The sequence below is a fragment of the Pseudomonas sp. PDM02 genome (genome assembly GCF_014852285.1).
Classification (GTDB): domain Bacteria; phylum Pseudomonadota; class Gammaproteobacteria; order Pseudomonadales; family Pseudomonadaceae; genus Aquipseudomonas; species Aquipseudomonas migulae.
This window is the reverse complement of record NZ_JACVBL010000007.1, coordinates 344,910-355,744: the sequence shown is the minus strand read 5'-3', so window position 1 is coordinate 355,744 and position 10,835 is coordinate 344,910. Positions and strand designations below refer to the sequence as shown.

At 57.0% G+C, this 10,835-nt stretch carries 9 protein-coding genes; 5 read left to right on the top strand and 4 right to left on the bottom strand.

Annotated features, from left to right (window positions below; translation table 11 throughout):
• Positions 1-114 precede the first annotated feature (114 nt).
• The 4 genes from IB245_RS15080 to IB245_RS15065 form a co-directional block, all read right to left on the bottom strand.
• Positions 115-1,116: a DEAD/DEAH box helicase gene (locus tag IB245_RS15080; protein WP_225609891.1), complete on the bottom strand. Its 1,002-nt coding sequence runs from the start codon at positions 1,114-1,116 to the stop codon at positions 115-117.
• A gap of 640 nt (positions 1,117-1,756) precedes the next feature.
• Entirely contained in the window at positions 1,757-3,007 is a 1,251-nt protein-coding gene (locus IB245_RS15075) for a ribonucleotide-diphosphate reductase subunit beta (protein ID WP_008034875.1), read from the bottom strand.
• Between the two features lie 516 nt (positions 3,008-3,523).
• Positions 3,524-3,838 carry a hypothetical protein gene (locus IB245_RS15070; RefSeq protein WP_192227963.1) on the bottom strand — a complete coding sequence of 105 codons (315 nt, stop codon included), beginning with the start codon at positions 3,836-3,838 and terminating at the stop codon, positions 3,524-3,526.
• Positions 3,839-4,075: 237 nt separating this feature from the next.
• Entirely contained in the window at positions 4,076-4,339 is a 264-nt protein-coding gene (locus tag IB245_RS15065; protein ID WP_008038474.1) for a DUF2790 domain-containing protein, read from the bottom strand.
• Between the two features lie 487 nt (positions 4,340-4,826).
• Between IB245_RS15065 and acs the strand changes: the two genes are divergently transcribed.
• From acs to IB245_RS15040, 5 genes are all read left to right on the top strand, one after another.
• Entirely contained in the window at positions 4,827-6,782 is a 1,956-nt protein-coding gene (acs, locus tag IB245_RS15060; RefSeq protein ID WP_008034880.1) for an acetate--CoA ligase, read from the top strand.
• A 680-nt stretch (positions 6,783-7,462) separates the two neighbouring features.
• The gene (locus tag IB245_RS15055) at positions 7,463-8,236 is read left to right on the top strand and encodes an ABC transporter substrate-binding protein (RefSeq protein WP_008034882.1); all 774 of its coding nucleotides are present in this window, start codon (positions 7,463-7,465) and stop codon (positions 8,234-8,236) included.
• A gap of 90 nt (positions 8,237-8,326) precedes the next feature.
• Positions 8,327-9,016, top strand: a complete 690-nt coding sequence (locus IB245_RS15050) for an ABC transporter permease (RefSeq protein WP_007951063.1) — start codon at positions 8,327-8,329, stop codon at positions 9,014-9,016.
• The gene (locus tag IB245_RS15045) at positions 9,013-9,711 is read left to right on the top strand and encodes an ABC transporter permease (RefSeq protein ID WP_008034884.1); all 699 of its coding nucleotides are present in this window, start codon (positions 9,013-9,015) and stop codon (positions 9,709-9,711) included. Before IB245_RS15050 ends, IB245_RS15045 begins: the two co-directional genes overlap by 4 nt.
• Before the next feature lies 1 nt (position 9,712).
• Entirely contained in the window at positions 9,713-10,825 is a 1,113-nt protein-coding gene (locus IB245_RS15040; RefSeq protein WP_192227962.1) for a M14 family metallopeptidase, read from the top strand.
• The last annotated feature ends 10 nt before the right edge of the window (positions 10,826-10,835 follow it).

Below are 10,835 nucleotides of genomic sequence, written 5' to 3'. Positions count from 1 at the left end.
GAGCACAAGGTCGGCAGCCTCGCGCTTGAATTCAGGAGTAAAGGAGCGGCGTTGTTTGGTCATCTGACACCTCGATCTGGCGAGCATTCTCGCCTAAATGGGTGTCCGGTTTCATTAGACCACTACATAGGCACGACGCTCGGGGAAGAGGGGGGTACCATCAAACTTCAGCAGCTCCTCCTTGACCATGCGACGCATCATGTCAGACACATCGACCTTATGTGCACCTTCACGGAATTTGCCGTAGAACCGATCACCGTCGAGCAGGGACAGCCAAATCTGGAAATCTTCTTCCTTGCCGTTGTGCGGCGTTGCCGTCATCAATAAGAAATGCCGCGTAATGGAGCCGAGCAGTTCTCCTAGCTCAAAGCGCTTAGTCTTGTTGACCTTGCTGCCGAAATAGTTAGCCGAGAGCTTGTGGGCCTCATCAACGATGATCAGATCCCATTCAGTGTTCTTTAGCTTCTGCTGGAATTCTTCACTGCGTGACAACTGATCGAGACGTGCGATCAGCAGGTTGGTTTCTTCGAAGTAGTTACCCGACGCACATTGTTCCTGCTTCTCTCGACTGAATATCTCGAACCTAACGCCAAACTTCTCCAGAAGTTCATCCTGCCACTGATCGGTCAGGGAACCGGGAGAAACGACCAGAATGCGTTTGGCATCCGACCGCATCAGTAACTCTCGGATCAGCAAACCAGCCATGATTGTCTTGCCCGCGCCCGGATCGTCGGCAAGAACGAAGCGCAGAGGTTGACGCGGAAGCATCGACTCATAAACAGCAGATATTTGATGTGGTAGTGGATCTACATTGGAGGTGTGAACCGCCATCATCGGATCGAACAGATAGGCCAAACTGATACGGTAAGCTTCCAACCCAAGTTTGAAATCAGGACCTGGAGCATCAAATGACCAAGGTCGACCCGCTTGAGCTAGCGCCAGACGAACTTCGTCAGAGCGGAACAACATCTGCTCGCCCAATCGGCCCTGGCTGTCTTTGAAGTAAACGGTAATGGCATTGTCGCCAACAGGCTCAACCGTAACTACGCGGACGATTTCGTCTGCTTGGATACCCTTAACCTGTGCGTCCTTCTTGATGTCTTCGAGCTTGAGCATGCTGAACCCTGGCGTCCCTGTGGGCGCTGCGATAAATCCTGAACAGATGTAGATATTAACAGTGCTACTCTGCCATGCGGTGTGTTCTCTTCACACTCAAAAAGCCACATTAAAGGCTATGAGCCATCAGAAGCTATCACTCTGCGCCAGGGGATAAGATTTAAAGAGAAAGCCCCGGCGATAGGGTCACCAGGGGTTTTTGATCGTCTAAGCCGAAAGCGCAATTAACTTTGCCGACACATAGCGGCCATTCAGCCAATCAAGAATGCAGTTCGTTTCGACGAGACAGTCACCATGCTCAGCCATGGCAGGGCTTACTCGCCACAAAACAAACCCCGACACTCAGGCCGGGGTTTGTTTTAGTGGACGACATTAACCCGCCCGTTTGCGACATTTAATGTGCCAATTGACACAAACGGTTTCAATCACCAGCTTGCAGGTGCTTTGCACTTCACTCGATGAACCCACAATAAGGCTCCATCAGGTCGCCCATAAGCTCGTCCGTTTCAGACTTTGATTGAGACGGTGTCAGCTTTTGATGCGACCCCGCGGCCGCCATTTGGCAGCCCTTTTTTGGTGCATTTGTTCAAAGATTAGTGACAAGGTTTCTAGGTTTAGTGCTTCTGAGCGAGCTCGGAAATCAATCCCAGCTAAGCGCACCACCGGTTTGGTATTCGATCACGCGAGTCTCAAAGAAATTCTTCTCTTTCTTCAAGTCCATAATCTCGCTCATCCAAGGGAACGGATTCGTAGTCCCCGGATACTCTTCCTTCAACCCAATCTGCGACAAACGACGGTTAGCGATGAACTTCAGATAGTCCTCCATCATCGCCGCGTTCATGCCGAGTACGCCACGAGGCATGGTATCCCGCGCATATTCGATCTCGAGCTGAGTCCCCTGCAGAATCATCTGCGAAGCCTCTTCCTTCATCTCGGCATCCCACAAGTGCGGGTTTTCGATTTTGATCTGGTTGATCACGTCGATGCCGAAGTTCAGGTGCATGGATTCGTCGCGCAGGATGTATTGGAACTGCTCGGCGACGCCGGTCATTTTGTTGCGGCGGCCCATGGAGAGGATCTGGGTGAAGCCGCAGTAGAAGAAGATGCCTTCCAGGACGCAGTAGTAGGCGATCAGGTTGCGCAGCAACTCTTTGTCGGTTTCGACGGTGCCGGTTTCGAACTTCGGATCGGAGATCGAACGGGTGTACTTCAGGCCCCAGGTGGCTTTTTTCGCGACCGATGGGATCTCGTGGTACATGTTGAAGATTTCGCCTTCATCCATGGCCAGCGATTCGATGCAGTACTGGTAGGCGTGGGTGTGGATCGCTTCTTCGAAAGCCTGGCGCAGGATGTACTGGCGGCATTCCGGGTTGGTGATCAGGCGGTACACGGCCAGGACCAGGTTGTTGGCAACCAGGGAGTCGGCGGTGGAGAAGAAGCCGAGGTTGCGCATGACGATGCGGCGCTCGTCGTCGGTCAGGCCTTCCGGGTCTTTCCAGAGGGCGATGTCGGCGGTCATGTTGACTTCTTGCGGCATCCAGTGGTTTGCGCAACCGTCCAGATACTTTTGCCAGGCCCAGTCGTACTTGAACGGTACGAGTTGGTTGAGGTCGGCGCGGCAGTTGATCATGCGCTTTTCGTCAACGGCGACACGGGCGGAGGCGCCTTCGAGTTCGGCGAGGCCTTCGGCGATGTCGAGGTTGTCGAGGGCTGCCTTGGCGCGAGCGATGGCGGCGGAGTCGGACGCGGTTACAGCGCGAGCTTCTTGAGCGGCAACACCACCGGCGGTGTCGAGGCGGTCCATGTTTGCTTCAGTCGCGTGGCCGGCGTTGGCGCCTTTTACCACGGTCTCGCCGCTGTCTTCTTTGTCGAATTCGTCCCAGCTCAGCATGACGTGTCGTCTCCTGCGTGAGGGCCAGATGCCCGTGTGAAAACTGATTGGTTGGTTTTTCACACGACCGGTCTGGCCGCGTTTGATAGCGTTTTTTGCAGCGGTACACGCAGGCAAATAAACATAATTTTGTACGGGGTTCCGAGAGCCGCTGATGGCGCTGCAGTCGTTGACGACGTCGGCCTGGGCTTCGGACTGGCTGTCTTCCCTGTAAGGGAATATTGCAGGCCCGTTTAAGGCGGCATTATAGGGAAATTTTTGCAGCCGTGGTGGGGCGAATCCGCGCATGGAGCGGTCGAGAAGGAGGGTTTTTCGGTCGGAGCGAGGGTTTACAGGGCTTTGGCTGGAGATCGCGGGTGCAGATTTTTTTTCTTAAATTTTGACGTGCTACTTTTTTGTTCAAAAAATAGACAAAAAATCGGGTTTTTCACTACATCTTGTGTTTTGAGTCGGTTTTCGCTGGCCTCAGACACAACTAAGCCCGACCGAAGTCGGGCTGTCAGTCACGCTCGATGATCAGCTCAGGCGAGCGGCACCGACGTGGTCTGCGCCATCAGCGGCGAGTTTGCCTGCACCGACATGGTCGGCACCATCGGCAGCGACTTTGGCGGCGCCGGTGTGATCGAAGCCATCGGAAGCGAGTTTGCCTGCACCGACGTGATCGGCACCATCGGCGGCGACTTTGGCCGAGCCGGTGTGGTCGTAACCGTCAGAAGCGACAGCGGCTTCGGTGGTGAAAGTGGCAGAACCTGTGCGGTCGTAACCGTCGGCGGCGAAGGTGTTGGCGGCCAGTACAGACAGGGTCAGGGCGAGGATCAGTTTGGTTTTCATGGTCGTTGCTCCAGGTTCGTTGGCGTTGTGTGCCTTGGTGTGGAATTCATACTACGCCGATAGATTCGATTAAAAAGCGCAAATAAATGCTGAAAGCTATCGTATAAATCGATCTATACGGTTCGGCGCTTTGACTGCCTAGAACATTGCGTCGACTGCTTTCGCCAGCAAGCTGGCTCCTACAGGTCGGTGTGATGATCGGGCATTGGGTCGAACCGTTTAGGGGAGTGCGGGTGTTTAGCCGTTGGAGCAGCCGTTACCCATGATGCTGTAGCGCAGGATGTGGCGTTGGCCTTTGGAGTCGTCGTATTCCATTTTCATGGGAACAACTTCGCACACATTGGGGATTTCACTCATGGAGACAACTTTGGCGATATCGAGGTGAGTGGAGTAAGTGTATTCCTCGATGGCCGGTTGTTGCTGTGCGACATCAGTCGGGACCTCGTCTGCCATGGCGGTTGCGCACAGGCTGGAGAGGGCCAGAACTAATAAAGCTTTCATTTCGGTTTTACCTTTTAGAGGTCGAGTGGGGTCACGCAACCTTTTTGGGGTTGCGTGTGGAACTTGGTTACCGGTGTTTTTGATTAACTGCCTTCGTGGGGGCTGCAACTTGGTTAATCAGGGTTTGCCTTGTTGGCGAGGTGGATTTTAGGCGTGGGAGTGGCATTCATATAGGTGGGGTTTTGATAAACACCTTTGACAGATTTCGTAACAATCACCGGATAACGTTGTTGGGGAATCGTTCATTCCTTGTAGGAGCCAGCTTGCTGGCGATAAACCTGAGAGCGCTACAGGGTGTCAGGATTGGCGCGTTATCGTTGGCGACCATCGCCGGCAAGCCGGCTCCTACAGGGTTTAGCGGAGGCAATTCGGGCTTATCACGATAATTTGTAGGGGCTTGTTACTACCATCGTCGAATGGTTCTATAGGCCCGGCCCGGGCTACAACAGGGCCATACAAAAACAACTATTCCACCGAGGTAAGAAAGATGAGTGCGGCTTCTCTGTATCCCGTTCGTCCCGAGGTAGCGGCCAATACGCTGACCGACGAGGCAACCTACAAAGCCATGTACCAGCAGTCGGTCGTCAACCCTGACGGTTTCTGGCGCGAGCAAGCCAAGCGCCTCGACTGGATCAAGCCTTTCACCACGGTGAAGCAGACGTCCTTCGACGATCACCATGTCGACATCAAATGGTTCGCCGACGGCACCCTGAACGTTTCCTACAACTGCCTCGACCGTCATCTGGCCGAGCGCGGCGATCAAGTCGCGATCATTTGGGAAGGGGATGACCCTTCCGAAAGCCGCAACATCACCTACCGCGAGCTGCACGAACAAGTCTGCAAGTTCGCCAACGCCTTGCGCGGCCAGGATGTGCACCGCGGCGACGTGGTGACTATCTATATGCCGATGATCCCCGAAGCCGTGGTCGCCATGCTGGCCTGCACCCGGATCGGCGCGATTCACTCGGTAGTGTTCGGTGGTTTCTCGCCGGAAGCCCTGGCCGGTCGCATCATCGACTGCCGCTCGAAAGTGGTGATCACCGCTGACGAAGGCATTCGTGCCGGCAAGAAAATCCCGCTCAAGTCCAACGTCGACGACGCGCTGACCAACCCGGAAACCAGCAGCATCCAGAAAGTCATCGTGTGCAAGCGCACCGGTGGCGACATCAAGTGGAACCAGCATCGCGACATCTGGTTTGAAGACCTGATGAAAGTGGCGGGCAGTGTCTGCGCGCCGAAAGAGATGGGCGCCGAAGAAGCGCTGTTCATCCTTTACACCTCCGGTTCCACCGGCAAGCCGAAGGGCGTGCAGCACACCACCGGCGGCTATTTGCTGTACGCGGCCATGACCCATGAGCGCGTGTTCGACTACCGCCCGGGCGAAATCTACTGGTGCACCGCCGACGTCGGCTGGGTCACCGGCCACAGCTACATCGTCTACGGCCCGCTGGCCAACGGCGCGACCACGTTGCTGTTTGAAGGCGTGCCGAACTACCCGGACATCACCCGGGTGGCGAAGATCGTCGACAAGCACAAGGTCAACATCCTCTACACCGCGCCGACCGCGATCCGCGCGATGATGGCGTCGGGCAAGGCTGCTGTTGAAGGCGCTGACGGCAGCAGCTTGCGTCTGCTGGGTTCGGTCGGTGAGCCGATCAACCCGGAAGCGTGGGACTGGTACTACAAGAACGTTGGTCAATCCCGTTGCCCGATCGTTGATACCTGGTGGCAGACCGAAACCGGCGGCAACATGATGAGCCCGTTGCCAGGCGCTCACGCGCTGAAACCGGGTTCGGCGGCCCGTCCGTTCTTCGGCGTGGTGCCGGCGTTGGTGGACAACCTGGGCAACATCATCGAAGGCGTCGCCGAGGGCAACCTGGTGATTCTCGATTCGTGGCCAGGCCAGGCGCGCACGCTGTATGGCGACCATGATCGTTTCGTCGACACCTACTTCAAGACCTTCCGCGGCATGTACTTCACCGGTGACGGTGCGCGTCGTGACGAGGACGGTTACTACTGGATCACCGGCCGTGTGGACGACGTGCTCAACGTGTCCGGCCACCGCATGGGCACCGCCGAGATCGAGAGCGCGATGGTTGCGCACCCGAAAGTCGCTGAAGCCGCCGTGGTCGGTGTGCCGCACGACATCAAGGGGCAGGGCATTTATGTCTACGTCACGTTGATCGCTGGTGAAGAGACGAGCGAGCAATTGCGTCTGGAACTGAAGAACTGGGTGCGTAAAGAGATCGGCCCGATTGCTTCGCCGGATGTGATCCAGTGGGCGCCGGGGCTGCCGAAGACTCGTTCGGGCAAGATCATGCGCCGGATTCTGCGCAAGATTGCGACCGCTGAATATGATGGGTTGGGGGATATTTCGACCCTGGCGGATCCGGGTGTGGTGCAGCATTTGATTGATACGCACAAGACGATGAATGTTGCGTAAGTAGCGTTTGGCGTTATCGAAGCCCTGCCAGGTGTTGAGTCTGGTGGGGCTTTTTATTGCCTGAAGGTTTTGTGTTGGCTGTTCGGGCCTCTTCGCGGGCAAGCCTCGCTCCTACAGGGGTTGAGGTGTACCTGAATCCTGTAGGAGCGAGGCTTGCCCGCGAAGGCGGACTGTCAGACACCGCATAAACAACGCCCAATAATTATCGGCTTCCCCTGTAGTCCATTTCCCACTGTTACCCACGACCCTTCAAGTAACTGAATGTGTAACCGCCCGCGCCGATACGGGGCATTGCGAAACGCCATAAGTCCGCATCCGTGCATTTCAGCCCCGCAAAAAAATAAGAACCCACGCTGCGCTTGCCGGATTAGAAGGCTTTGCGAATAATAGGCCCACAATTTGCAATATAGATCGGTTCACTGTCTTTTGCTCTTGCATGAAATTGCAAGGCTGTCAACGTGCCTAAACGGCTTTCTCGGTGCTTCTGTAATTTGTTGTCGCATTGAAGAAATATCGGCTTCGGGCCTGTCGTTAGAATGCCGATCACTCGCTCGTCGTTGCTCGCGTTGAAAACAACGCCGGTTTCCCAGGACGCAGCAACCGCTTTCCGGTTTTACTCATTCGCATAATGGGCTGTTGCTCACTCTGCCGTTTTAGCCCTTTACCGATGGAGTCCCAAGATGAAGAAACTCGTGCTGCTTGGCGCCCTGGCACTGTCCGTGCTGTCCCTGCCAACCTTCGCCGATGAAAAGCCTCTGAAAATTGGCATCGAAGCGGCTTACCCTCCGTTTGCTTCCAAAGCACCGGACGGCAGCATCGTTGGTTTCGACTACGACATCGGCAACGCACTGTGCGAAGAGATGAAGGTCAAGTGCGTCTGGGTCGAGCAAGAGTTCGACGGTCTGATCCCTGCACTCAAAGTGCGCAAGATCGACGCCATCCTGTCGTCCATGTCGATCACTGAAGACCGCAAGAAGTCCGTGGACTTCACCAACAAGTACTACAACACCCCGGCTCGCCTGGTCATGAAGGCCGGCACTCAAGTCAGCGAAGGCCTGACCGAGCTGAAGGGCAAGAACATCGGCGTGCAGCGTGGTTCGATCCACGAGCGTTTCGCCCGCGAAGTCCTGGCTCCGCTGGGTGCCGAGGTCAAGCCGTACGGTTCGCAGAACGAAATTTACCTCGACGTCGCTGCCGGTCGCCTCGACGGCACCGTGGCAGACGCTACGCTGCTGAATGACGGTTTCCTGAAAACCGACGCCGGCAAAGGTTTTGCTTTCGTGGGCCCGGCCTTCACCGACGTCAAATACTTTGGCGACGGCGTGGGTATTGCTGTTCGCAAGGGTGATGCGCTGAAAGACAAGGTCAACACCGCAATCACTGCCATTCGCGAGAACGGCAAGTACAAGCAGATCCAGGACAAGTACTTCGACTTCGACATCTACGGCAAGTAACACGTCCCGGCGACAAGTCCGAATGGCGCAAGCAGCAGGATCTCTGAGGTTTGCGCCATTTTTTCATCCCAACTTTCGAGGATCTGAATCATGTTGAAAGGCTACGGGGCTGTCATCCTCGATGGCGCATGGCTGACGCTTCAGCTCGCCTTGTCGTCCATGGCCCTGGCCATCGTCCTGGGGCTGATCGGCGTTGCGCTGCGTCTGTCGCCGGTGCGTTGGCTGGCCTGGCTGGGCGATCTGTATTCCACGGTAATTCGCGGGATTCCCGATCTGGTGCTGATCCTGCTGATTTTCTACGGCGGTCAGGACCTGCTCAACCGCGTCGCACCGATGCTCGGTTATGACGATTACATCGACCTGAACCCGTTGGCCGCCGGTATCGGCACTTTGGGTTTCATCTTCGGTGCGTACCTGTCGGAAACCTTCCGTGGCGCGTTCATGGCGATCCCGAAGGGTCAGGCCGAAGCCGGTATGGCGTACGGCATGAGCAGCTTTCAGGTGTTCTTCCGGGTGTTGGTGCCGCAGATGATTCGCCTGGCGATTCCGGGCTTCACCAACAACTGGCTGGTACTGACCAAGGCCACCGCGCTGATTTCGGTGGTGGGTCTGCAAGACATGATGTTCAAGGCCAAGCAGGCGGCAGATGCCACCCGCGAGCCTTTCACCTTCTTCCTCGCAGTGGCCGCGATGTACCTGGTGATCACCAGTGTCTCGTTGCTGGCATTGCGTCACCTTGAGAAGCGCTACTCGGTAGGCGTAAGGGCGGCTGATCTATGATCTTCGACTACAACGTCATTTGGGAGGCCCTGCCGCTGTACCTCGGCGGCCTGGTGACCACCCTCAAATTGCTCGCGCTGTCGCTGTTTTTCGGTCTGCTGGCGGCCTTGCCGCTGGGGCTGATGCGGGTCTCGAAGAACGCGGCCGTCAACATGACTGCCTGGCTCTTCACCTACGTGATCCGCGGCACGCCGATGCTGGTGCAGCTGTTTTTGATCTACTACGGTCTGGCGCAATTCCAGGCGGTGCGGGAAAGCTTCCTGTGGCCGTGGCTGTCCAGCGCGACGTTCTGTGCGTGCCTGGCTTTCGCGATCAACACCAGCGCCTACACCGCAGAAATCATCGCCGGCAGCCTGCGCGCTACGCCGAACGGTGAGATCGAAGCAGCCAAGGCCATGGGCATGTCGCGCTTCAAGATGTACAAGCGGATTCTGTTGCCATCGGCCCTGCGCCGGGCGCTGCCGCAGTACAGCAACGAAGTGATCATGATGCTGCAGACCACCAGTCTGGCGTCCATCGTGACCCTGATCGACATCACCGGTGCCGCACGCACGGTAAACGCTCAGTTCTACTTGCCGTTCGAAGCGTACATCACGGCGGGTGTGTTCTACCTGTGCCTGACCTTCATTCTGGTGAAACTGTTCAAACTGGCCGAGCGCCGCTGGCTGGGCTACCTGGCCCCGCGGAAGCACTGATATGGAACGCATCGATCATCCATTGCCGTGGAGCCACCTGGGCAGCGAACGCCAGATTTCGGTGTTCCGCTTCGGTAGCGGCGAGCGCAAGGCCTACATCCAGGCCAGCCTCCACGCCGATGAATTGCCGGGCATGCGCACGGCCTGGGAGCTGAAAAAGCGCCTGACCGAACTCGAAGCCCAAGGCTTGCTTAACGGTGTGGTCGAACTGGTGCCGGTAGCCAACCCGCTGGGCCTCGGTCAGCTGTTGCAAGGCAGTCATCAAGGGCGTTTCGAAGCGGGCAGCGGCAAGAACTTCAACCGCGATTTCGTCGAGCTGAGCGCGCCAGTGGCCGCCCAACTCGAAGGCCATCTGGGTGACGATCCGCACGCCAACATCCGCTTGATCCGTCAGGCCATGAGCGATCACCTGGCGGCATTGCCGGAGGCGAGCAGCCAGTTGCAAGGCATGCAGCGCGTGTTGCTCAGCCATGCCTGCACTGCCGATGTGGTGCTCGATTTGCACTGCGATGCCGAAGCCGCGCTGCACATGTACGCGTTGCCGCAACACTGGCCGCAGTGGCGTTCGCTCGCCGCGCACCTGAATGTGAAAGTGGGCCTGCTGGCGGAAGATTCCGGCGGCAGTTCCTTCGACGAAGCCTGCTCGCTGCCATGGTTGCGTCTGTCCCGTCAGTTCCCGGATGCGCAGATTCCACTGGCGTGCCTGGCGACTACTATTGAATTAGGGGGGCAGGCCGATACCGCTCGCGCTGACGCCGAGGCTTACGCTGAAGGCATTCTCGCGTTCCTCGCCGAGCAAGGCTTGATCAGTGGCGAATGGCCGAAACCTGCGCAGGACGCGTGTGAAGGCATGCCGTTCGAAGGCACCGAATTGCTGTTCGCGCCGCATCCGGGCGTGATCAGTTTTCTGCGTAAACCCGGTGAGTGGATCGAAGCCGGCGACGAGATTTTTGAAGTGATCGATCCGTTATCGGATCGGGTCAGCACGGTGTGTGCTGGTACGTCCGGGGTGCTGTTTGCCATTGAACGGCTGCGTTATGCCCAACCCGGTTTCTGGCTGGCCAAGGTGGCGGGGCGCGAAGCGCTGCGTCACGGGCGCTTGCTCAACGACTGACTGACTGTTT

What these genes read in the sequence shown, in the direction of transcription:
- IB245_RS15080 (WP_225609891.1), bottom strand. Translation starts at nt 1,116, where the DNA reads ATGCTCAAGCTCGAAGACATCAAGAAGGACGCACAGGTTAAGGGTATC.
- IB245_RS15075 (WP_008034875.1), bottom strand. Translation starts at nt 3,007, where the DNA reads ATGCTGAGCTGGGACGAATTCGACAAAGAAGACAGCGGCGAGACCGTG.
- IB245_RS15070 (WP_192227963.1), bottom strand. Translation starts at nt 3,838, where the DNA reads ATGAAAACCAAACTGATCCTCGCCCTGACCCTGTCTGTACTGGCCGCC.
- IB245_RS15065 (WP_008038474.1), bottom strand. Translation starts at nt 4,339, where the DNA reads ATGAAAGCTTTATTAGTTCTGGCCCTCTCCAGCCTGTGCGCAACCGCC.
- acs (WP_008034880.1), top strand. Translation starts at nt 4,827, where the DNA reads ATGAGTGCGGCTTCTCTGTATCCCGTTCGTCCCGAGGTAGCGGCCAAT.
- IB245_RS15055 (WP_008034882.1), top strand. Translation starts at nt 7,463, where the DNA reads ATGAAGAAACTCGTGCTGCTTGGCGCCCTGGCACTGTCCGTGCTGTCC.
- IB245_RS15050 (WP_007951063.1), top strand. Translation starts at nt 8,327, where the DNA reads ATGTTGAAAGGCTACGGGGCTGTCATCCTCGATGGCGCATGGCTGACG.
- IB245_RS15045 (WP_008034884.1), top strand. Translation starts at nt 9,013, where the DNA reads ATGATCTTCGACTACAACGTCATTTGGGAGGCCCTGCCGCTGTACCTC.
- IB245_RS15040 (WP_192227962.1), top strand. Translation starts at nt 9,713, where the DNA reads ATGGAACGCATCGATCATCCATTGCCGTGGAGCCACCTGGGCAGCGAA.